Below are 22,921 nucleotides of genomic sequence, written 5' to 3' on the forward strand. Positions count from 1 at the left end.
TTGATTCATCGCGGCAACAACCCCGCCACCGCATCAAACAACACCCGTGTTTCATCACAGATCGCCTCCAGCCGGGCGGGATCATCGTCGCCCAGCAGTAACTGGAAGCGCTTGCCAAAGCCAATGGCGATGCACAAGGCCGCGTAGGTCTGCGCGAGTTGCTGCTGTGCCGCACTCGGGCGAGCGCCGCCGAGCGCCCCCGCAATGGCGCTGGCCAGATGCTGTTTTTCCTGCCCGAAGATCTGCTGCTCCAGCATGCGGCCGATGGCCGGGTCATGCAGCGCCTCGCCGCAAAATAACCGCATCAGACGGTTCTCCTCGACATCCCGCCACAGGGCAAACAGCAGTGTCAGCAGGCGCTCATGCAGCACCGCAGGGCTCATCGGCGGCGCCAGGTCGGCCAGGGCACGGGTGATGCGCGCCGGGCCCATCCGTTCCAGCAGCGCCACCAGTATCTCGCGCTTGCCGCCAAAGTGGTTGTACAGCGACGGCGCACGAATGCCCACCTGGCGGGCGATCTCGCGCATGCCGGTGGCCGCATAGCCACGCTCGGCGAAGCAGATCAGCGCCGCATTGAGGATGCGCTCCCGGGTCGGCTGGGTGGGCTCTGTGTTGGCAACAGTAGTCACGCCGTGTCCTGTCCTGTCATTGACGAACTAACGATCGTTAGTATTATCAGGGGAGCATAACAACAGATCAAGGCCACCGGGAGAGCCATGATGACCGCGACAACAGACCTGCTCATACGCCACGGGACCGTCCACGACGGCACTGGCGCCCCACCCCGCCAGGTGGATATCGCCATCCGCGATGGCCGCATCAGTGCCATCGGCACTGACTTGCCGGCATCCGGGGGGCGCGAAATCGACGCCCGTGGCTGTCTGGTGATGCCTGGCGCCATTGATATCCACACCCACTACGACGCCGAAGTGGAAGCCCATCCCGAGTTGAGCGAGTCCCTGCGCCATGGGGTGACATCGGTGATCTTCGGCAATTGCTCCCTGTCGGCCGCCCTGGGCGATGCCGAGGACATTGCCGATATGTTTGCCCGCGTGGAAAACCTGCCCAGGGATGTGCTGATGCGCTGGTTCCGCGACAAGGACTGGCAAACCCCGGCGGAATACTACGCGCACCTGGAGAAGAAGCCGCTGGGCATCAATATCGCCAGCTTCCTGGGGCACTCCAACCTGCGTCTGGCGGTACTGGGCAAGCAGCGCTGCATGGCGCCCACCGATCTGACCTGGGGTGACAAGAGCGCCCTGCGCACGACGCTCAGCGAGGCATTGGATGCAGGTTATCTGGGCATGAGCGTAGATATGTTGCAATGGCATCGCTGGAAGGGCTTCAAGTACAACGGCGCTTCAGCCCCCTCACACTACGCCACCATGAACGAATTCCGCTTTCTCGGCGATGTATTGCGGCACGGTGGACGCATCATGCAGGCAACCCCGGATGCCGGACGACGTCATCTGATCCCGATCCTGGCAATGATCAGCAGCGGGCTGGGCCGCAAACCGATGAAGCTGTCCATGCTCACCAGCCTGGACTTTACTGCCAACCGCCGTCTGGGCCCGCTGACCCAGCGCCTGGCCACAATCATCAACAAGCTGTTTCGTGGCGACATGCGTTTTCAATCCCTGGCCGTCCCCTTCGAACTCTGGAGCGACGGCTGCAACACGCCCGTGTTCGAAGAAATGCACGCCAGCGCCTGCCTGATGAATGCCGACACACGCGCGCAACGGGAAGCGCTGTACCGTGATCCGGACTGGCGCGGCCAGATGCGGCGCGAGTGGCTGAAGAAATTCAACACCAGCTTCCACAAGGACCTGTCGCTGATGAACGTGGTGGCCTGCCCGGACGGCACGCTGGTCAACCGCACCTTTGCGGATATTGCCCGCGAGCGCGGCACCTCGGCCGTGGATACCTTCATCGACCTGATTTCTGAATTCGACGAAAGCATCCGCTGGCATACAGTGATTGCCAACGATCGCCCGGCATACCTGCGCCAACACCTCAAGCACCCCTATATCCAGCTCGGCTTTTCCGACGCCGGCGCACACAACCGCAACATGGCCTTCCAGAACTCACACCTCTGGTTCCTGCGCGATGCGTTGCTGCACGACGATGCCATGCCGCTGGAAAAAGCGATCTGGCGCGTGACCGGTGAACTGGCAGACTGGTTCGGTCTGGACACCGGCAAGCTGGCCGAGGGCAAACCCGCCGATGTGCTGGTGCTGGATCCGGACGGCCTGAAAAATGATCTCACCGGCCCACTGGAAACCACCGACCCGCGCTTCGATAACGCCATGCGCATGGTCTCCGGCTCAGGCAGTGCGGTACGTCAGGTGATCGTCGGGGGTCACGTGGCGATGGATCAGGGCCAGCCCCACGCTGATCTCGGCAAGCGTGCCTTCGGCCGCCTGCTGCGCAGTCAGCTTCGCGCCTGAAGGAGGTCGTATGCGTTATTCCCTTGAAAACTGGCGTCAGCTGGGCCAGATGCACACGCTGTGCGGTCGCTCGATCTTCGTCGTCGACAGCCTGCGGCACGACCCGTCGGCCAGCAACAAACCCGTGCTGTTGCTGGTACACGGCTATCCCACCTCAACCTGGGACTTCAATCTGATCTACGACGAACTGTGTCGCGATTTTCGCGTGCTGGGTCCGGATCTGCTTGGCCTGGGTTTTTCCGAAAAGCCGTACCCACATCCCTACAGCATCATGGAGCAGGCGGATATCGTCGAGGCCACCCTGGCGGCCACCGACACCGGGCCCTGCCATGTGCTGGCCCATGACTATGGCGACACGGTGGCACAGGAAATGCTGGCCCGGGACAATGCTCGCAGCGCCGCCGCCGGGAACCCCGGCGGCAGTGGCCGCTACCTCAGCGTGACCCTGCTCAACGGCGGCCTGTTCCCGGAAACCCATCTGGCCCGGCCGATGCAGAAACTGATGGCCGGGCCGCTCGGCCCGCTACTGGCCAGACTGGCGTCCCGGCGTAACCTGCTGAAGACATTCTGTTCGGTGTTCGGCGCCGCCACGCAGCCGTCCGAGGATGAACTGGAAGCCGTCTGGCAACTGGTGAATCATCATCAGGGCATGCGTTGCCTGCCGCCATTGCTCGGTTACATGCGTGAGCGGCGCGAACATCGGCGTCGCTGGGTAGCAGCGCTCACCGATACCCGTTCACCACTGGCCGTCATCAATGGCAGCGCCGATCCGGTGTCCGGCGCGCATATGGTGGCGCGCTTCCGTGAACTGGTGGGCGCGCAGCATTTCATTCATGCCTTGCCCGATATCGGCCACTACCCGCATATGGAAGCGCCCGCAGCGGTCCTCAATGCCTGGCGTCATTTCATCGCCGGTTTGCAGGGCCGCACCGACTGAACTGACAACCCGACCGCCGGCTTCACCGGACGCCGCGCCACTGGCGCGGTGTCTGGCCTGTCCAGCGACGAAACGCCCGGGAAAAATTCGACACGTCGTTATACCCCAGCCGCCAGGCAATCTCGCTGACGGCCAGGCGCGGCTCTTCAAGCAGCGCACAGGCACGCTCGCACAGCCAACCGTCCGTGATATCACGATAATTCATGCCTTCTTCCTGCAAGCGGCGCTTGAGCGTGCGACTGGACAGATGCAGCCGCTCTGCCGTGGTCTCCAGTGACGGTATCGGCTCCCCTTCCGGCCAGTTTGCCAGCAATTGACGCAGCCGCTCGGCGACCGATTGCACGGACGCAAACAACTGCCTGAATTCCAGTTCACACTGCTCCTGAGCCAGCGCCGCAACCGTCGGGTCCGCGAGACGCGGGGCCGCCGCCAGCAACACAGCGGGCACCCGCAACTGACACGACTCGCTGCCATAGTGCAGCGGTACAGGCATCTCCCGGGTCAGCGTGTCGGCATAGTCAGGCGGTTCGCCGGTCAGCCATATCTGCCCGCCCAGCAAGGGCGCACCCAGCAACTGCTGGGCCATGTGCGCCAGCCCCACCAGCATGGACTCCATGATGAAACGATCCAGCTCACCCAGGTCCCAGAGGGAGCGCACATGAATCACCGCCACCTCCCCGTCACGCCCGCTCTCCCGGGACTGCGACACCGCCAGGAACGGCGCCCGCAGCGTCACGTAGCGCGCCGCTGCATCCAGGGCGGCACCAATTGACGGACTCGACAGCGCCATCATGCCCACCGACCCATGCAGGGTGACATTCAGCGCCCGGGCATAGGCCAACCCGAGGCCACGATCCCCGGCCAGCGCCACCGCCCGGCAGGCTGCCGTATGACAGATCTGCAGCGACACCCGCCGTTGTCCGTCGAGCAGACTGGCGCGGTCCACACCCAGCCCCTCGATCAGCGCCTGGTCATCCAGCCCCCACCGGCGCACCACATCGCACAGCAGCAGCAGATAAATGGCGGGCACACCCGGCTGATTCGCCCCTGTTGAACGCAACTGGCCTGATTGCACTGGAAATTGGCCTCCGTTTACCAGAATTCAGCGTGTCATCGACCCCACCATATAACCAAGCGCTCGCTTGGCCTGCCATGATTCCACAGCGAACCGGCCAGGCGCAGCAGTCAATGACCACTGGAGTTTATCGTCATGTCCCGAAGCAACGCCGTGAAGAAGCCCGACCAGGTCAGCATCACACCGCAACGCATGGGCTTTACCTTCGACGACGCGCCACGTTACTGGTGCCGCAACGACCCGGTGCTGACGCATTTCCTCAACGCCCTGTCGCTGACGTTTCCGGATGGCGAGCGCTTTTTCGTCGACGCCGTGCGCGCTTTCCGCGATACCGTGACCGACCCGCAACGGCAGAAGGACATTTCCGGCTTTATCGGCCAGGAAGCCATGCACTCCCTGGAACACGACACCTTCAACCAGATGCTGGCCAGTCAGGGCTATCAGGAAGAAGCCGAAGGCGGCCAGAAACTGGCCCGCTATCTGATCAACGAAGGCCGCAAGCGCCTGTCGAAAGAACAACAGCTCGCCGCCACCGCCGCGCTCGAGCACATCACTGCCATCCTCGCCAACCGCCTGCTCAAGGACCCGTCCCTGCTGGCCGACATGCACCCCAGCGTGCGCCAGCTATGGATGTGGCACGCCATCGAGGAAATCGAGCACAAGGCCGTGGCCTACGACCTCTACCAGGACGTGGTCGGCAGCTACCGCATGCGCGTTCGCACCCTGCTGGCCGCCACCCTGGCCCTGGGCAGCTACACCTCGAAATACACCTGGGCCTTCCTGAAGAAAGACGGCATGCACCGCCGCCCCCTGGTACTGGCTCGCGGCCTCTGGCGCCTGTTCGGCATCAACGGCATGCTGACCCGCACCCTGCCCGATTTCATCAGCTTCCTGCGCCCGGACTTCCACCCCTGGCAGGAAGACAACAGCGCCCTGATCGAGGCCTGGCGCGCCCAGTTGACCGCCATTGAAAACGGCGAGGCCACGCAGACACCCGCCTGACCCACCCCCTCCGGGGCGCCTCGCGCCCCGCATTCATACTTTTTCCCTAGCCGGCTGGCCAGCTGGACATGAATCACATTATTATGACTCAATGTGACATCGACCACTGTCATCATAACGGTCGCAGGAGAAGAATATGAACAAGACGCTGCCCGACAGCTTTATCGAATCCGTAGGCGCCTCCTTCCTGGCACGCAGCGCCGAACCCGACCACGACCTGCTGACCCGCTGGCGCCCCACCCGCAGCGCCTGGAACTGGGCCCGCCGCAGCCAGGTGGCGATTTCCGGCCTGCGCCGCAAACACATCTGGCTCGACCAGCACCGCGTCACCCTGCTCGAAGGCGGGCGCATGGACGGCGATCCGGTGGTGCTGGTGCACGGCTTCGGCGCCAACAAGGAAAACTGGCTGCTGATGGCCGGCCTGCTGGCGCGCCGCTACCGCCTGATCATTCCTGACCTGCCCGGCTTTGGCGAAAGCCACTTCGTGGCCAGTTCCAACTACCGCCTGGCCACCCAGGCGGAGCGCCTGAGCCGCATCATCCAGCAAGTCGGCTGCGGCCCGGCGCATCTGGTGGGCAATTCCATGGGCGGCGCCATCAGCGGCATCACCGCCGCCCGTTTCCCCGAGCAGGTGCGCAGCCTGTCGCTGATGAACGCTGCTGGCCTGCGCGGCCACCAGGCCAGCGATTTCGAGGCCGCACTGATGCGCGGCCACAACCCGCTGATTCCGGCCAGCCTCCTCGATGTGGCGCGCCTGTTCCGCATTGCCACCTGGCGCAACCGGCACAGCTTCAGCGCCATGCTGACGCCGCTGATGTACCGGGAAATGGTGCACCGGCAGCCGGTCAACTACCGCATCTTCCGCGACATGCTGGACATCGACGAAGCGCCGGAAGCCGTGTTCAGCGAGATCGAATGCCCGACCCTGATCATGTGGGGCGATCGCGATGCGGTACTGGACGTGAGCTGCGCCGACACCTTCCAGACGGTCATTCCACACGCCCGCAAGCGCATCTTCCAGGGCGTGGGGCACCTGCCCATGCTCGAAGCCCCGGGGCTCAGTGCCCGCGTCCTGCGCAGTCATTGGCGGGAGGCTCGCCAGATATTGGGGCACTGATTGTTGGTGTGTTCCGTTCTTTCCGGTTGTGGTGGTAATGGCCCTCGGGGGGCAGGTAAGGGTTTTCTGGACACGCCGTGAATACATCCATGTAGGCTCTCGTTCGGCATCCATGCCTCTCGAAGGTCCAGAAAACCCTTACCCGCCCCCCGAGGGCCGTCACGTGCAGCACGATCTTCAGGCTGGCAGATGGCTGGCCTTTTTGTTCCTCCAACACGCTCTATAACCACCGAACGTAGAATCTCGCTGCGGCGTTGAGGCGGGGTGCGCCCTGGAGGGACATCTTTGGCCATGGATGGCCAAAGAAAGAGCGCCCAGGGACGGCTTGAGCGGTCCCGGAAGGGCGTACCCCGCCTCAACGCCTCTCTGCTGGAGGGTGACCCACTCCGGAGAGTCTGGCCGCTAACAGGCAACCGCCCAGCGACTCAGGTAGAATGCCCACTTTGCCAAACCCGGAACACCGTGATGAACGCCCTGACCCTGCCCAAAGCCGCCAACGCGCTCTACGACTACCCGCGCTACTGGGCCGAATGCTTCGGCACCGCGCCGTTCCTGCCCATGAGCCGGTCCGAAATGGACCAACTCGGCTGGGACAGCTGCGACATCATCATCGTCACCGGCGACGCCTACGTCGACCACCCCTCCTTCGGCATGGCCATCATCGGCCGCCTGCTGGAAGCCCAGGGCTTTCGCGTCGGCATCATTGCCCAACCGGACTGGCACAGCAAAGACGCCTTCATGGCCCTCGGCAAACCGAACCTGTTTTTCGGCGTCGCCGCCGGCAACATGGACTCGATGATCAACCGCTACACCGCCGACCGCAAAGCACGCTCCGATGATGCCTATACGCCCGGCGGCATGGCCGGCAAACGACCCGATCGCTGCTCCCTGGTGTACAGCCAGCGTTGCCGCGAAGCCTATGGCGATGTGCCCGTCGTGCTCGGCGGTATCGAAGCCTCATTACGCCGCATCGCGCATTACGACTACTGGCAGGACAAAGTGCGGCGCTCCATTCTGGTGGATGCCGCTGCCGATATCCTGCTGTACGGCAATGCCGAACGCGCCGTGGTGGAGATCGCCCACAGGCTGTCGCGCGGCGAGGCGATTACCGACATCACCGATGTGCGCGGCACAGCGTTCATGCGCCGAAACACCCCCGCCGACTGGCTGGAACTGGATTCGACCCGGGTGGATCGACCCGGCCAGGTGGATCGCATCATCAATCCCTATGTGAATACCCAGGAACTGGACAGTTGTGAGCTGGAACGCCGCAATGCACAGCAGATCGACCCGAATGCGGAACAGGTGGTGCAGATTCGCTGGCATGCCCACCGTGATCGTGACCGCACGGTAATTCGACTGCCGAGCTTCGAGAAGGTACGCAATGATCCGGTGCTTTACGCGCACGCCAATCGCGTACTGCATCTGGAAACCAATCCGGGCAATGCGCGGGCGCTGGTGCAGCGCCATGCGGAACAGGACATCTGGATGAATCCACCGCCGATTCCGTTGTCCACGCCGGAAATGGACTATGTCTTTGGCCTGCCCTATGCACGTGTGCCGCACCCTGCGTATGAAGGCGAAAAGATCCCTGCCTATGACATGATACGTTTTTCGGTGAATATCATGCGCGGCTGTTTTGGTGGCTGTACCTTCTGTTCCATTACCGAGCACGAAGGCCGCATCATTCAGAACCGATCCCAGGATTCCATCTTGCGAGAAATCGGCGAAATCCGTGACAAGGTGCCGGGTTTTACCGGGGTCATCTCCGATCTGGGCGGGCCGACCGCCAACATGTACCGCATTGCCTGCAAGACGCGCGAGATTGAAGCCGCCTGTCGCAAACCGAGTTGTGTCTATCCCGGTATCTGCGAGAACCTGAATACCGATCACAGTGCGCTGACGCAATTGTATCGGGAAGCGCGTGCCCTGCCCGGCATCAAGAAAATCCTGATTGCTTCGGGGTTGCGTTACGATCTGGCGGTGCAGGACCCCGAGTATGTGCGCGAGCTGGTCACGCATCATGTCGGTGGCTATCTGAAGATTGCGCCGGAACACACGGAAGACGGGCCGCTGTCGAAAATGATGAAACCGGGCATCGGCGCCTACGATACCTTCAAGCGCATGTTCGAGAAATACTCGAAGGAAGCGGGCAAGGAGCAGTACCTGATTCCCTATTTCATTGCGGCGCATCCCGGCACGCGCGATGAAGACATGATGAATCTGGCGCTGTGGCTGAAGATCAACGGCTTCCGTGCGGATCAGGTGCAGGCGTTCTATCCCTCGCCAATGGCCACGGCGACCGCCATGTACCACACCCGGCGCAACCCGCTGCGGCGGGTCAGCTACAAGAGTGAGCAGATGGAGATCGTGCGCGATGCCGATCAACGACGTCTGCACAAGGCGTTCCTGCGCTATCACGATTCGCGCAACTGGCCGCTGCTGCGCGAGGCGCTGAAAAAAATGGGCCGGGCGGATCTGATAGGCAACGGCAAGCATCAGTTGATTCCCCGCGACCAACCGGAGGCTGGCAACGACTACCGTGCGCCCCGACGCAAGAACTCGCAACAGGCGCACAATACGCGTCGCGGCCGCAAGCTGCTGACCCAGCACACGGGTTTGCCGCCGCGCAAGCAACGCTGAGCTGAGCGCGCCATGTCGTTGCCAGTCACCCGCGATTACCTGGATCTCTTTCTCACCGGGGCGCCGTTGCTTGATGTGCGCGCGCCGGTAGAGTTTGCCAAGGGCGCCTTCCCCGGCGCATGGAACCTTCCGCTGCTCGAGGACAGTGAGCGGCATCAGGTCGGCATCCGCTACAAACACGCCGGCCAGGATGCGGCCATCACTCTGGGGCATGAACTGGTTGGCGGTGCGGTGCGCGCAGCGCGCACTGCCGCCTGGGCGGCCTGGTGTCGGCAACACCCGGAAGGCTACCTCTACTGTTTTCGCGGCGGGCTGCGCTCCTGCACCGTGCAGCAATGGCTTGCCGATGAGGGCGTCACGGTGCCGCTGGTTCAGGGCGGCTACAAAGCCATGCGACGTTTTCTGCTGGAGCGGTTCCAGCAAGATCTCGCGCGCACGCCGCTGCTGCTGGTCTGCGGCCGCACCGGTACCGGCAAGACGCGGGTGATCGAGGCGCTGGACCGGGCGCTGGATCTGGAAGGCCGGGCGCATCACCGTGGTTCAGCCTTTGGTCGCCGTCCTGGTGGCCAGCCGGCACAGATCGATTTCGAGAATGCCCTCGCCATTGACCTGCTGCGTCTGCGTCACACCGGTGATCGCCCGGTGGCGCTGGAAGACGAAGGTCGTCTGGTGGGCCGGTGTGCATTGCCGCTGCCCTTGCAGGCGGCCATGAAAACGGCACCGCAGATCATGATTGAGGAATCGCTGGCCAGTCGCGTTACCGTTACCCTTGAAGATTATGTGATCGCGCCGGTCGACGAATACCTGCAGCTCGGCGACGCGGGCCAGACCGAGCAGGATGCCCGGGCGCGACTGGGTGAATCACTGCTGGCGGCGCTGGACAGGATTCGCAAACGCCTGGGCGGGCTGCAGCATGCGCGCCTGCGCGCCCAGTTGCAGGATGCGCTGGCGCTGCAGGCACGCACGGGCAGCCCCGACGCGCACCGGGTCTGGATAGAAAGCCTGCTGCGCGATTACTACGATCCCATGTATGACTACATGCTCGGCAAGCGCGATGGCCAGGCGCTGTTTACCGGCAGCCGCGCCGAGGTGCTGGCCTGGCTGCGCGAACGCTGCGCATAATCCTGATGATGCACTGGCTCATGCACTGATTGCCGGACACAGTGCCTGAGCGTCATAACCGTCCGGTCTGACTCCCTATTGAACGGAGTGACACCATGATCCACAAGATCCGCGCCCGCCTGATGGCGGCGGCGTTACTGCTGTCTGTTAGCGGCGCCGTGCAGGCCGACACCTTTGTCTTTACCGCCATTCCCGATCAGGACGAATCACGGCTGATGACCCGTTTTGGCCAGGTCGCCGACTACCTGGCCGCCGAACTGGGCGTCGAGGTCCGCTACATTCCGGTCAAGTCCTATGCGGCGGCGGTCACCGCCTTTCGCAATAACGAAGTGCAACTGGCCTGGTTCGGTGGCTTCTCCGGGGTGCAGGCGCAGCGCCTGGTGCCGGGCAGCCGCGCCATTGCCCAGGGCGTGGAGGACCCGCAATTTCTCAGTTATCTGATCGTCCATGCCAGCACCGGTATCGAGCCCGGTGACGACTTTCCCATGGCCCTGCGCGGCAAGCGCTTTACCTTTGGTTCGCGCAGTTCGACGTCCGGGCGCCTGATGCCGGAATACTTCATGCGCGAAGCCACCGGCGAAACCCCGCAGCGCTTCTTCAGCCGGGTGGGCTTCAGCGGCGATCACAGCGCCACCATCGCGTTGGTGCAGAGCGGTGCCTGGGATGCCGGGGTGGTCAACTACAAGGTCTGGGAACAGGAACTCCGCGAAGGCCGCATTGATGAAAACGTCGTGCGCAAGGTCTGGGTCACTCCCCCCTATCCCGACTATCACTGGGTCATTCGCGGTGATGTTGATGAGCGCTTTGGCGAGGATTTTGCCCGCCGCGTGCAAGCGGCACTGATCGGTATTACCGACGAGACATTGCTGGCGGCATTTCCGCGCCAGGGTTTCATTCCTGCCAGCAACGATGACTATCAGCCGATCATCGACACCGCCCGCGCGCTGGACCTGCTCGACTGATGGCAGCACTGTTCCGCTTTCAGGACGACAGCCTGTATCAGGGCACACATGCGGTGCTCACGGGGCTGACACTGACCCTGCAACCGGGCGAGAAAGTCGCCTTGCTGGGGCCCTCCGGTGCTGGCAAGTCGACCCTGCTCGCCGCCCTGCGACGCCAGCGGCCGCAGCAAATTGCCTGGTGTCCGCAGGATGGCGCCCTGGTGCCGATGCTCAGCGCATTTCACAACATCTATATGGGTGCGCTGCCGCGTCACAGCAGCGCCTACAGCCTGCTCAACCTGCTCTGGCCACAACCTCGGGAACGCGAGGCCATCGCCGCCCTGGCCAACCAGCTGGGCATCGCCGAGTGCCTGGGCACCAGTATCGACCGTTTGTCCGGCGGGCAGGCGCAACGTGTGGCGCTGGGCCGGGCGCTCTATACCCGGCGCACCATCCTGCTGGGCGACGAGCCGGTATCCAGTGTTGACGAACACCAGGCGCGGCGTCTGCTGGACCTGGCGCTATCACAGCACGACAGCGCCGTGGTGGCATTGCATGACCGCAGCCTGGCCCTGGCCTGCTTCGACCGGGTGCTGGGGCTGCGGGATGGCGTCCTGGCGCTGGATGCGCCCGCAACCGGGTTATCCCTGGCGGATCTCGATGCCCTCTATGCCTGATCCGCAGCGCGGCAATGCTCGCGATGTGAATACGCTCCATTGGCATACCACGGCAGGCCGCTTCCGGCGTGCCTCCCTGTGGCTCGGATTGTTCGGTTTGCTTGCGTTCCTGCTGGCCGATCTCGAGATCACGACCCTGTCGCCGGGGACCGAACTGGCTCGTATCGGCAGCGGTTTCCTGACACCGGATTTTGCCGCTACGGAATTTCTCTGGCACGCCCTGGCCAACACCCTCGCCTTTGCCTTCCAGGGCGTTGCGCTCGGCGTGATCGCGGGCTTTGTGCTGGCCCTCTGCTGGCAGTACCGCGCCGTGCGCACCGTCAGTGCCGTCATTCGTGCCGTGCATGAACTGTTCTGGGGGCTTATCTTTCTGCAACTTACCGGTCTGTCACCGCTGACCGGCGTGCTGGCGATTGCCGTGCCCTATGCCGGCATCTTCGCCAAGGTGTTCGGGGAATTTCTGGAAGAGGCCGACGGGCGTCCTGCCCGGGCGCTCCCCACTGGCAGCCCGCGCCTGGCTGCTTTTTTTCACGCCCGCTTGCCGCTGATCCTGTTCCCGCTGCGCACCTACAGCGCCTACCGGCTTGAATGCGGCCTGCGGGCCTCGGCCATCCTCGGCTTCATTGGCCTGCCGACCCTGGGTTTTCATCTGGAAACCGCATTTCGCCAGGGCGATTACAGCGCCGGGGCCGCCATCCTGTATCTGTTCTTCCTGTTGATCGGCACCCTGCGCTGGTGGCTGCACCGGCGCCTGCTGCCGCTTTATCTGGGCGCGGCCCTGTGGTGGGCGCCGCCGTTATCGACCGCCCCGGCGGGCACCTTGTGGCGTTTTCTGAGCGAAGATATCGTGCCCGCGCCACTGCGCCAGGGCGCCGGTCTGGAAGGACTGTGGCACTGGACCCTGCGCCTGATGGGCGAGCAAGCCCTGCCGGGGGTGTGGCATACACTGGTGCTCTCCAGCGCGGCGCTGCTGCTCACCGCCCTGCTGTCGCTGCTGCTGTTTCCGTTGATCTCGCCCCGCTTCGGTTCACCATGGCGTCGCGGGATCGGCCATCTGCTGCTGGTCGTCTTGCGCACCACGCCGGAATTCCTGCTGGCGTTCATTCTGCTATTGTTATTCGGCCCGTCGATGCTGCCCGGGATCATTGCGCTGGCGCTGCATACCAGCGCCATTGTCGCCTGGCTCAGCGGACGCTTTACACTGCAATGGCCAGCGCGCGCCGACGGCGCCACCGGGGTGCGCGGCTATTTCTTCGAGGTGCTGCCACGGGTCTATCCAAACCTGCTGGCACTGCTGCTTTACCGTTGGGAAATCATCATGCGTGAAACAGCCATTCTGGGCATTCTCGGTATCACGACACTGGGCTTTTTCGTCGATGCCGCCTTCGCCGAGTTCCGCTTTGACCGCGCCATGCTGCTGATCCTCGTCAGTGTTCTGCTCAATCTGGCGGTGGATGCCTTTTCCCGACGCCTGCGCCAGCACTTGCGTCTGTCGCTCAACGAAGGGCGCACCCTGGCTCGCCTGACACCCGCCATGCCGGGTGCCGCGCGATGAACGGCGCCGCCTCGTCCGCCACGACACATCAGGATCTGGTGCTGGTCGGTGGTGGCCACAGCCATGCCCTGGTCCTGCGCATGCTGGCCATGACGCCGCCGCCGGGGGCACGGATCACGCTGGTATCGCCGGAATCCCTGACGCCCTACTCCGGCATGCTGCCCGGCTTTGTCGCGGGTCATTACCAGGCGGACGACATGCATATCGACCTGGCGGCCCTGTGCCAGTGGGCCGGGGTGCGTTTTGTTCGCGCGCGCGCGGTCGGGCTGGATACCGCGCAGAAGCAGGTACTGCTGGATCAGGGCCCGGCGCTGGCGTATGACGTACTGAGCCTGGATACCGGTGCGTTACCGGACACCCGGGGCGTGCCCGGCGCCGCGGAACATGCAGTGCCGGTCAAGCCGGTGAGCCGTTTCCGGGCGCGCTGGGAGGCATTGCTGTTGCGCCTGCATGATAGCCGTGCCCCCTTGCAGATTACGGTGGTCGGCGCGGGCCCGGGCGGCGCCGAAATGTGTCTGGCGGTGCAACATGCCCTGGCCCGGACCGCCGTGCGCGCCCACCTGCGTCTGGTCAGTGCCGGGCCGCTGTTGCCCGGTCTGGCCCCCGGCGCCCGCCGGGCCATGCAGCGTGCGCTGGCGGCGGCAAACGTCGAGCTGGTGATGGATTTTCCGGTGGCCCGCGTCAACGCCGACTGGATCGAAGGCCAGAACGGGCAGCGCCTGCCAGTGGACTTCGTGCTCTGGTGTACCGGCGCGCGCGGTGCCGACTGGTTGGCGGACTCGCCGCTATCCTGCACCGATGACGGCTTCGTCCGGGTCAGCGACACGCTGCAAAGCCTTTCCCATGCCAACATCTTTGCCGCAGGCGACTGTGCCTGGCCCGAGCCACTCGCCTTGCCACGGGCTGGCGTCTATGCGGTACGCCAGGCGCCGATACTGGCCGCCAATTTGCGCGCTGCACTGAGCGGCGCGGCCCTGACACGCTATCGGCCACAGCGACAGGTGCTGGCCCTGCTGTCCGCCGGGCGGCAACACGCCATCGCCAGTCGTGGCCGCCTCAGCGTGTCCGGCGACTGGGTCTGGCGCTGGAAAGACCGCATTGATCGCCGTTTCATGGCCCGCTTTACCGACCTGCCCGCCCGCCACATGGTCGCTCCGGGCAGCGATGATGGCATGGCCGTGATGCATTGCCAGGGTTGCGGTGCCAAGGTCGGCGCCCAGACGCTCTCGCAGGCGCTGGGCGGACTGCAGGGTGTTCACCATCCGGAAGTGCTGAGTGATTACCGCAGCATAGACGATGCCGCCGTGCTGCAGTGGCCAGCCGGTGAACTGCTGGTGCAGAGCCAGGATTATTTCCCCGCCTTTATGGATGAACCCTGGTTGTTCGGGCGCATCGCGGCGCTGCATGCACTCAGCGACCTGCATGCCATGAATGCGCAACCCCACTCGGCCCTGGCGACCGTGGCAGTGGCTTACCAGCATCCGCGCTTGCAGCAACGAGATCTGCGCCGCCTGATGGAAGGCGCCCTGCTGGAGCTGGATCGCGTTGGCTGTGCCCTGATCGGCGGACACACCATCGAGGGGCCCACCATGGCCGCCGGTTTCATGGTCAACGGTCGCGCCAGCCCGACACACCTGTTGCGCAAGCAGGGCGCCCGACCCGGGGACCGACTGATACTGACCAAAGCACTGGGCAGCGGCACGGTCCTGGCGGGCATGATGCAGGGACGCACGCACGGCGCCTGGCTGGACGCGGCACTGGCAAGCATGCTCGAAAGCAACGCGACAGCCGCCGCGCTGTTTGCCCGGCACCATGCCCGTGCCTGCACAGACATTACCGGCTTCGGCCTGATCGGCCATCTGCGCGAAATGCTTCAGGGGCAGACCTGTGGCGCTCGTCTGAACGCCCACGCGGTACCCCTGCTACCCGGTGCCTTGTCGCTGGCGCATGCCGGCGTGCGCAGTTCGCTGGCACCGGCCAATGTCATTGCACTGCAACAGTGCACGATTGCCCGCTCGCTGACAGATCACCCGTTGCTCAGTCTGCTGACCGATCCGCAAACCAGCGGCGGTCTGCTGGCTGCCATCCCGATGGCGGATTACGACAACTGCATGGTCGCACTGCGCCGGGCGGAGCAACCGGCCTGGCTGATCGGTGTCTGCACGGATAAACCGGGCAACATCGAAATACAGGAATGACTTCACGCTCGGGGTTATGGTGCCGCTGCGGAAACCCCGTTATCATCGCTGCATGAAACCGACCCAGCTGACACCCTCCGCCATCCTGCAAAGCCTGCGCAAAGTGGCACGGGCGCCAGAAGCGCCCGTGGAACACAGTGGCCGCAAGGAATTCACCATTGATGAACTGGCACGCGAGGCCAGCACCACGGTGCGTAATGTCCGTGCCTATCAGGATCGTGGGCTGTTGCCACCGCCGGAAAAGCGTGGCCGCACCGGCATCTACTCTGACGTGCATCTGGCGCGCCTGAAGATCATCGGCCAGTTGCTCAATCGCGGCTTTACCCTGGCCAACATTCGCGACCTGCTGACGGCCTGGGAACAGGGCCGCGACCTCAACGATATTCTCGGGCTTGAGGTGGTGGTCACCAGTCCCTGGAGCGACGAAGCGCCGTCTTACATGAGCTATGAAGAGCTGCTGGAGGCGTTCGGTGACGAGCTCACTCAGGACGTGCTGCTCAAGGCAGTCAATCTCGGTTACATGATTCCGGAAGGCAACCGCCTGCGGGTGCCCAGCCCCCGCATCCTGAATGCGGGGCGGGAACTGGTGGAGGCCGGCATTCCGCTGGATGCCCTGCTGGATGAAGTCAACTCTGTCCGCTCGGAAGTCGACCGCATTGCTGACGGCTTCGTGCGCATGGTGGTCACTCACCTGGTCGATGCGAAGTATGGCGACAAGGAGCTGCCGCGCGGCGACGATGTACCCCGTCTGGCACAGTTCATCCAGCGCGTACGTCCGATTGCCGACATGGTGGTCAGTGCAGAGCTGGCGCGCATCCTCGACAAGGCGATCAACAAGGTCCTGGTTGATCGCCTGGCCACCGTGCTGACGCACCTGGAAGAACAGGAGCAGCAGGACGACGACCCGGCAGGCTGAGACCCGCCTGCCGGGCGCACACCGCCCCACGCTTTCCCCGACATTCTCCCCGACATGCTCCCGGATTTGGCGATCCCGGCACCAGACAGGCACACTGGAAGCCGTTGGTACGCAGAGAAAGGAGATTCCCATGCGCTTCAAGACCATTCATGAGGTTCTGGCCTGGACCGGCAGCTTCCACCAGCATCTGGCTGAAGAGTACCAGCGCTTGTCCAACGGCGAGTCCCGCGAACGACTGCGCCTGATCCTGCAATATCTGGCCGACCATGAACTGGCGCTACAGCAGGCGCTGGCCGCCTACTGCGACGGCGGCCACGACGGCGCCCTCGATACCTGGTACGACTCGGCCCCGGACATTCCCCTGCCCACCCCATCCAGCACCCTGCTCAGCGCGGCACAGCCCGAAGCGGCCATCATGCTGGTGCATGCTGCGCTGGCGTTTCATGACACGGTGATTGAGCTGTACACCAAGATGGCAGCCATTGCACCGAACGAAACGGTGCGGGAAATCTTCGAGAACCTCTGCGCGCTGGAAAACCACGAGAAGTTGCGTCTGGTGCGCGCCACCACGGCGCTGGATGACTGCTGACGCACCGGCGCGAAGGCGCCGGTGCACGGCGCTTCAGCGATGGCTCTTGAGCAAGCCCTCCACCTTGTCGATATACTTCTGCATCGCCTGCTCACGCGGCATACCCTTGATCTTGGCCCAGGCGTCGTACTTGGCACGGCCGACCATGTCGAGCATGCCCGGGCGTTTGCCGCTGACATCACCCTCTGCGCCCTGCTTGTAGTGCGCATACAGGAAAAGCAGATCATCATTGCCCGGCCGCTTGGTCAGGGTCTTCACATCTTTCTGGGCTTGGTCAAATGCCTGCTTGTCGGTCATGGTGTGCTCCTGTCTTTGAATGGCTGTCCGCAACAGGATACATCAGCAATGCCCCGGGCGCGCCAGCGCCGATGTATCCGTCTGATCACCTTTGCTGTTCACCTTTCTCGTCGCTTTCGTCACCCAGGGCTTTCAATGGCGCCGAGAGGCGCTCAGGGCGGCGAGCGACGGCGCCGCGATAATGGACCAGGATGCGTTCCAGATCTGCCGCACTGTCGTCGCCCGGGTAAACCACATCGGCAAAGCGCAGCTCGCGCCGGCCATAGTCCAGCACCGCAACAATGATCGGCACACCCGCTCGCCGCGCGATCTGGTGAAACCCTGTTTTCCAGGCCAGGGCGGCTGTGCGCGTGCCCTCCGGTGCAATACCCAGAAACAGCTTCTCGCGTTCGTTGAACTTGTCGACCGACTGATCCACCACCCCGCGCTTGCTGCGCCGGTCGATCGGAATGCCACCGAGCCAGCGAAACAGCCCACCCAGAGGCCAGCGAAACAGATTGTCCTTGGCCATCAGGCCGATGCGTACGCGCAGACTCAACACCACCGCAGCCGTCACCAGCGCATCCCAGTTGGAACTGTGCGGGGCACCGATCACCACCGCCTTGGGCACATCGGGAAAGGTGCCGGTAATACGCCAGCCGATACAGCGCAACAGCAACCGTCCGAGCCCTTCACTGAAGGCATTTCCGCGACGCGGTACGCAGGGACCCAATGTAACCAGCACGCGCTCTTTATTTTTCATTTTCATTCTTCATCTGTATGGCACATTGCCATCATTATCCAACACTTTTTCGTGACCTCAACCAGCAGCCTGTGCAGGGCCTTATAATAATTGGTTCTACCGTACCAATTGCTTGTATACCCCTTCTCTGCCTAGGCTGACAGCAGGTGGCACGCAAGTACAACAACCCTTCAAAGACCACCGACTCCCTCTGTTTCCCGGCCGTACTCAGAGGACACCGCCATGCCCGCGGTGGGTATGGCGTATAACAAGGACGAGGAGAGCAATAACCATGATATTACGACTGAAACTGCTTGCCATTGCCCTGGCAACATCCCTTTTCGCCCTGCCCGCGCATGCGGAGCTTGGCGACTATAGCGCCTGGAGGACAATGCTCAATCTGGTGAGTCCCCCGGCGCCGGACAACCGCATCACTCCGGGCGATCTCGACGGCCCCTACCCGCTGCTGGCGAACCCCTCAGGCTTCAACGATGGCTTCAGTCCAGGCAATTACTACGCCTGGCAAACCATCCAGATGGCACCGGAAACCGGCGCGGTGTGTGGCAATGGTTCACCGTTCAAGTTTTTCGTCAATCGCGTCCCCAACACCAGCAACACCATCGTCTATTTCGAAGGCGGCGGCGCCTGCTGGGATTACGAAAGCTGCAGCGGCGATTTCGGTATTCGCGGTGCACGCAACCCCGATGGCATTCCCGACGATTACATGAGCCTGCTCAATCCGGGCGCCAGCCTGGTCAGCCCGTTCGTGGTCCGCGCCCATCCGTGGACACGGGTCAAGACGCAGAACTGGAATATCGTTTATGTGCCCTACTGCACCGGCGACATCTATTCCGGTGACACCGTGGCGGTATACGAGGACCCGACGGGTCAGAACGATCCGCTGGTCTGGCATCACAACGGTATTCGCAACACCCGCGCGGTGGTGGCCTGGATGAAGGAAAACCTGCAGCGCTCCGGGCAAATGCTGGCCACCGGGTGCAGTGCCGGGGGTGTCGGCAGCTTTACCAATTACTACACCAACCGTCGCGATCTGGCGCCCACCCGCAGCTATCTGATCAATGATTCCGGCCCGGTGTTCACCGCACCGGTCAATGGCGACCCGGAGGTCTATCCCTCGATCCCGTTGCAGAATCATATCCGTCAGGCCTGGGGACTGGACGCCCCGAACGGCCCGCTGGAGTACATCGCCGAAGAACTGCCGCTACTGGACCTGACAGATCTGGGCACCCTGTATCCGGCGCTGTCTGCCGCCCTGCCCGGTGACCGCATGGGACACACCCATTTCTGGGACGACCTGAACTATTCGTCCTATTCCTATGAGCGTTTCTATGAGGAGATCGAGAACGAGCCGGATCAGGCCGTGCGCGAACAGCTGATTCACGAACGCTGGTATACCGACACCGAACGACTCAAGAATGAGCTGGCCAATCTGGATAACGTGGGTTATTACCTGCCGCGTTACCGGGCCGTCAACGAAAGCCACTGCACCAGCATTATCGAGTTCGCCAATTCAGACATTCAGGAACTGGGGCTTGAGCTGGATCATTTTGTCACTAACGTGATGGAAGGCAGCGGCTCTGTCATGCAAGCGTCCGAAACCGATCAGGTCGCGGACTACCAGAAACCCTTCAACCTGCTCTACTGGCTGCTGGATCAGCTGCTGTAAGTCTGTCGCTGGCCCCCTGGTCATTCACCGGGGGGCTGGCGCTTCCTCTGCGGCGAGCTGCTCTCGCTCGGCCTGTAAACGTTCGCGCAAATATTGCCCCCGGGTCATACCGCCCGGAAAGCTGGTCATCCCCTCCACTTCCTCAATCACTGCCCGTTCGCGCTCACGATAGGCCGCCATCTGTACTGCCTGCTCCTCGCGCCAGACGCGCTCACGCTCGGCGCTGACCTGCGCGGTGTCCTCTATCAGGGCCGTCGCCGCCGCGTCATACTCAGCGTCCTCCACCTGATGTCGCAACAGGGCCAGCTGCAACAACATCACCTCGGCCGCTGACAACTCACCACGCTCGGCATAATCGCGCAATGCGTTCATGCGCGTTGCCGCATACGCCGCCCGTTGCTCAGGCGGCACAAGAGAAGGGTCATCCAGAAAAGCCTGCAATGAGGTAAAGAACGCCTGCCGCGCCTCGTAGCGCGCCACGACCTCGAGGGGCACGCTCTCCCCGCTCATCGCCGGGTCGGTCCGGGCGGCCAGCTGGCCGCTCAATTGCGCGGCTTCTGCGTTCGGATTAACCGGTGGGGGTACCGCTCGCGGCAACAGCCGGGCCGCCATGAACACCCCGACCGCCACCACCAGCAGCACCACGATCATTCGACGTTGCACGGGTTTTCTGAACATGCGGCTCTCCTGTCTGGCTATTTCCCTGCCTGGCTATTCCCCTGCCTGGTCACAATCCTGCGCCGGCAAACTGTCGATCCAGTCGCTGATCAGTGCCACCCCTTCGTCGTGCACCAGAGATCGACCCAGTGGCGGCATGCGATCGCGGGCACCATTGTGCCCCATACGATACGGTAGCACTGACGCCGCCGCATTGCCGGGCACGATGTCGTAATCCAGCCCGGCCGCACCGCCGTCATAGCCCGGTGGTTGCTTGCAGACGCCATAGCGCAAGCTGCCGGGGTCCTCTTCATAGCCGAGTCGCAGACCGGACAATCCACCGCCTCCGCCATCACTGTGGCAGTGACGGCAATTGATATCCAGGTAGCCACGCGCCCGCTCCCCCAGACCGGTATCCGCAGCGTCCGCTGCAGGGACTCGCAACAGTCCGTCCAGATCCGCCGGCACACCCTCGATCAGTCCGCGCTGCGCCCAGTCATGCAGTTGCGCCACGCCGCCCGGGTGACGTGGCTCGTGCAGATACCGGGCACGTACCCCGATCGGCTGCATCGCCCGTACCCCGCTGTCCAGCTGACGCTGATGACATACCCCGCACTGGTTGGCGTCCGGAACACGATAGGTAAAGGCCAGCGTCTCGCCATCACGCAGAATCTCGCGCGGCAACAAGGCACCGCCGAGGCGCAGGTCCGCATCACTGCCATCATCACGCCAGCGATAGGGCAACCCCAGCCAGCGCCCCTGACGATAGATCAGCAGACGGGTTTCTTCGGCGGTATGCGGCAAGTCGCCTGTGGTGCTGGCAGGCAACAGAAAGGTTTTCACCAGCACGCTGCCTTCGGGAAAGGCAAAGGGGGCCTCGGCATCAAAGGTCATTCGCGTGCCCGGTGGCACGAAGACGGCACGTTGCTTGATAGCATAATCAGTAAACAGGGCCACGGGCGGCACGAATGCCACACCCGGTTCGCGGGGTGCACCGTCCGCCTCCAGCAGACGGTAGTCACTCAGCTGCGGGCAATTGCGCTGCGCCAGCGCCGCCCAGTTGACGCCCTCGCCGGCGGCGGTGCACGGGTCGCCGGTGGCCGTGCCCGAACCGCCACCACATCCGCCCAGCAGCGCGAACAGCAACCCTGCCGCGACCATTCTGCTCATCAGGAACCGTTGCAATCGTCTTCAGGCATGCGATCAATCCAGGCGCGCACCAGCGCCAGTCCCTCGTCATGCAAGGTCGCCTTGCCCAGAGTCGGCATGCTATGCCCGGGCGCAACAGTGTTCATGCGGTAAAACAGAATCGACGCCTCGGCGTCCCCGGGCACAATGTCGTAACTGAGGTGCCCTCCGCCATAAGCAATGGGGCGCTTGCAGACACCGTGACGTTCCGGGTCTTCGGCAAAATCACGCCAGAACTCCAGAAACAGCCCTGAGGTGCTGGCACTGCCTTCCTGACGATGACAATGGGCGCAATTGATGTCCAGATAACCTTTCGCATGCCGCAGCAGTGCCGCATCGGTCATGCCATCAATCAGTGAAGCATCCTCGTTTTCGTAGGCGGGCACGGTATCCACCTCCGCCAGCACCGGCGGCGCACCCGTCAGCACGCCGGCATCAATCCAGTGCTGCAACTGGCTCACCGTCTGGTCACCGAGCGTGATCTCCCGGTTCAGGAAACGTGCCTTGGGGCCAATCAGACTCATGGCTGGCACGCCATCGGTCCGCTTCTGGTGGCACGCCGCACACTGGTTACTGTCGGGCACTCGATAGGTAAATGCCCGCTGCGCGCCGTTATGTATCAGCGACACCGGGATGCTGGCGCCTGTCACTCGCAAGACAGCCTCGGTGCGCTCCGCATTCCAGACATAGGGCAGTGCCACCCAGCCACCACTGCGCCGAATCAGCAGTCGCGTCTCCAGTACGGTTTCATGTTCAGGCCCGGTAAAAGCCGTATCCTCAGGCATGGAAAAGGTTTTTGTGATAACGGTGCCGACTGGAAAATCGAACGCTTCCTGATCATGCCAGGCCACGTGCTGGCCCGGGGGCACAAAGATAAAACGGTACTTGCTGGTGTAGTCGGAAAACAGGCTGGTCGTCAGCTCATAGCGCAAACCGTTCTCACGTGGGTTCGCCGTGGGATCGGCGGGATCGACAAACAGATTATAGGTGGACAACGTCGGGGCATTGGTGCGCATCAACGCATCACGATTGATGCAGCCGTTAGCAAATTCGCAGTTGCTCCCCCCACCACTGCCACCACTGCCACCGCAGGCGCTCAGCAACAGCGCAGCGAGGCCAAGACAAAGCGGTACATGACGTACTGCAGACATG

20 protein-coding genes are annotated in these 22,921 nt (G+C 63.2%); 13 read left to right on the forward strand and 7 right to left on the reverse strand.

Translation table 11 applies throughout. The features are described from left to right. Window positions 1-5: 5 nt before the first annotated feature. Window positions 6-629 (reverse strand): TetR/AcrR family transcriptional regulator, encoded by a 624-nt coding sequence (locus tag DKW65_RS08075; protein ID WP_111656766.1) that lies wholly within the window; start codon window positions 627-629, stop codon window positions 6-8. A gap of 87 nt (window positions 630-716) precedes the next feature. Here DKW65_RS08075 and DKW65_RS08080 point away from each other — a divergent pair, with 87 nt between their 5' ends. Together DKW65_RS08080 and DKW65_RS08085 are read left to right on the forward strand one after the other, a co-directional pair. Continuing rightward, window positions 717-2,447 carry an N-acyl-D-amino-acid deacylase family protein gene (locus DKW65_RS08080; protein WP_111656767.1) on the forward strand — a complete coding sequence of 577 codons (1,731 nt, stop codon included), beginning with the start codon at window positions 717-719 and terminating at the stop codon, window positions 2,445-2,447. A 10-nt stretch (window positions 2,448-2,457) separates the two neighbouring features. Next, window positions 2,458-3,384, forward strand: coding sequence for an alpha/beta fold hydrolase (locus DKW65_RS08085; protein WP_111656768.1), 927 nt, complete (start codon window positions 2,458-2,460; stop codon window positions 3,382-3,384). Window positions 3,385-3,406: 22 nt separating this feature from the next. On the opposite strand, the gene DKW65_RS08090 is transcribed toward DKW65_RS08085, so the two are convergent. Then, window positions 3,407-4,414, reverse strand: coding sequence for an AraC family transcriptional regulator (locus DKW65_RS08090; RefSeq protein ID WP_245932435.1), 1,008 nt, complete (start codon window positions 4,412-4,414; stop codon window positions 3,407-3,409). A 180-nt stretch (window positions 4,415-4,594) separates the two neighbouring features. Here DKW65_RS08090 and DKW65_RS08095 point away from each other — a divergent pair, with 180 nt between their 5' ends. The 10 genes from DKW65_RS08095 (at window position 4,595) to DKW65_RS08140 (ending at window position 17,219) form a co-directional block, all read left to right on the forward strand. Beyond that, the gene (locus DKW65_RS08095) at window positions 4,595-5,461 is read left to right on the forward strand and encodes a metal-dependent hydrolase (RefSeq protein ID WP_111656769.1); all 867 of its coding nucleotides are present in this window, start codon (window positions 4,595-4,597) and stop codon (window positions 5,459-5,461) included. Window positions 5,462-5,597: 136 nt separating this feature from the next. Next, on the forward strand, window positions 5,598-6,578 hold the full coding sequence (locus DKW65_RS08100; protein WP_111656770.1) for an alpha/beta fold hydrolase: 981 nt from the start codon (window positions 5,598-5,600) through the stop codon (window positions 6,576-6,578). Window positions 6,579-7,043: 465 nt separating this feature from the next. Beyond that, the gene (locus DKW65_RS08105) at window positions 7,044-9,221 is read left to right on the forward strand and encodes a YgiQ family radical SAM protein (protein ID WP_111656771.1); all 2,178 of its coding nucleotides are present in this window, start codon (window positions 7,044-7,046) and stop codon (window positions 9,219-9,221) included. Between the two features lie 12 nt (window positions 9,222-9,233). Further along, window positions 9,234-10,343, forward strand: a complete 1,110-nt coding sequence (mnmH, locus tag DKW65_RS08110; protein WP_111656772.1) for a tRNA 2-selenouridine(34) synthase MnmH — start codon at window positions 9,234-9,236, stop codon at window positions 10,341-10,343. A 95-nt stretch (window positions 10,344-10,438) separates the two neighbouring features. Further along, window positions 10,439-11,305: a putative selenate ABC transporter substrate-binding protein gene (locus DKW65_RS08115; RefSeq protein WP_111656773.1), complete on the forward strand. Its 867-nt coding sequence runs from the start codon at window positions 10,439-10,441 to the stop codon at window positions 11,303-11,305. Further along, complete coding sequence (locus tag DKW65_RS08120) at window positions 11,305-11,961, forward strand: ATP-binding cassette domain-containing protein (protein ID WP_111656774.1); 657 nt, start codon at window positions 11,305-11,307, stop codon at window positions 11,959-11,961. Before DKW65_RS08115 ends, DKW65_RS08120 begins: the two co-directional genes overlap by 1 nt. After that, window positions 11,954-13,516, forward strand: a complete 1,563-nt coding sequence (locus DKW65_RS08125) for a PhnE/PtxC family ABC transporter permease (protein WP_245932436.1) — start codon at window positions 11,954-11,956, stop codon at window positions 13,514-13,516. The genes DKW65_RS08120 and DKW65_RS08125 overlap by 8 nt, the downstream gene beginning before the upstream one ends. Further along, window positions 13,513-15,714, forward strand: coding sequence for a selenide, water dikinase SelD (gene selD, locus DKW65_RS08130; RefSeq protein ID WP_111656775.1), 2,202 nt, complete (start codon window positions 13,513-13,515; stop codon window positions 15,712-15,714). The genes DKW65_RS08125 and selD overlap by 4 nt, the downstream gene beginning before the upstream one ends. A 52-nt stretch (window positions 15,715-15,766) precedes the next feature. After that, window positions 15,767-16,630, forward strand: a complete 864-nt coding sequence (locus DKW65_RS08135) for a MerR family transcriptional regulator (protein WP_111657581.1) — start codon at window positions 15,767-15,769, stop codon at window positions 16,628-16,630. A gap of 130 nt (window positions 16,631-16,760) precedes the next feature. Next, window positions 16,761-17,219: a hypothetical protein gene (locus tag DKW65_RS08140; protein ID WP_111656776.1), complete on the forward strand. Its 459-nt coding sequence runs from the start codon at window positions 16,761-16,763 to the stop codon at window positions 17,217-17,219. Between the two features lie 33 nt (window positions 17,220-17,252). Here the strand turns inward: DKW65_RS08140 and DKW65_RS08145 are convergent, their stop codons facing one another. Both DKW65_RS08145 and DKW65_RS08150 read right to left on the reverse strand, forming a co-directional pair. Then, window positions 17,253-17,516: an acyl-CoA-binding protein gene (locus tag DKW65_RS08145; RefSeq protein WP_111656777.1), complete on the reverse strand. Its 264-nt coding sequence runs from the start codon at window positions 17,514-17,516 to the stop codon at window positions 17,253-17,255. A gap of 85 nt (window positions 17,517-17,601) precedes the next feature. Continuing rightward, window positions 17,602-18,258 (reverse strand): lysophospholipid acyltransferase family protein, encoded by a 657-nt coding sequence (locus tag DKW65_RS08150; RefSeq protein WP_245932437.1) that lies wholly within the window; start codon window positions 18,256-18,258, stop codon window positions 17,602-17,604. 271 nt (window positions 18,259-18,529) lie between these two features. On the opposite strand from DKW65_RS08150, the gene DKW65_RS08155 reads away from it, so the two are divergent. After that, window positions 18,530-19,924 (forward strand): pectin acetylesterase-family hydrolase, encoded by a 1,395-nt coding sequence (locus DKW65_RS08155; RefSeq protein WP_111656778.1) that lies wholly within the window; start codon window positions 18,530-18,532, stop codon window positions 19,922-19,924. A 24-nt stretch (window positions 19,925-19,948) separates the two neighbouring features. Here DKW65_RS08155 and DKW65_RS08160 read toward each other — a convergent pair whose 3' ends face one another. Genes DKW65_RS08160 through DKW65_RS08170 form a run of 3 tightly spaced genes read right to left on the reverse strand, consistent with a single transcriptional unit; the run spans window position 19,949 to window position 22,920 of the window. Then, window positions 19,949-20,602 carry a hypothetical protein gene (locus tag DKW65_RS08160; RefSeq protein ID WP_162925772.1) on the reverse strand — a complete coding sequence of 218 codons (654 nt, stop codon included), beginning with the start codon at window positions 20,600-20,602 and terminating at the stop codon, window positions 19,949-19,951. A gap of 33 nt (window positions 20,603-20,635) precedes the next feature. After that, window positions 20,636-21,751 carry a hypothetical protein gene (locus DKW65_RS08165; protein ID WP_211315758.1) on the reverse strand — a complete coding sequence of 372 codons (1,116 nt, stop codon included), beginning with the start codon at window positions 21,749-21,751 and terminating at the stop codon, window positions 20,636-20,638. Next, on the reverse strand, window positions 21,751-22,920 hold the full coding sequence (locus DKW65_RS08170) for an SO2930 family diheme c-type cytochrome (RefSeq protein WP_111656781.1): 1,170 nt from the start codon (window positions 22,918-22,920) through the stop codon (window positions 21,751-21,753). The genes DKW65_RS08165 and DKW65_RS08170 overlap by 1 nt, the downstream gene beginning before the upstream one ends. Between the last annotated feature and the right edge of the window lies 1 nt (window position 22,921).

Origin of the sequence: Isoalcanivorax indicus (genome assembly GCF_003259185.1) — a bacterium.
Taxonomy (GTDB): Bacteria; Pseudomonadota; Gammaproteobacteria; order Pseudomonadales; family Alcanivoracaceae; genus Isoalcanivorax; species Isoalcanivorax indicus.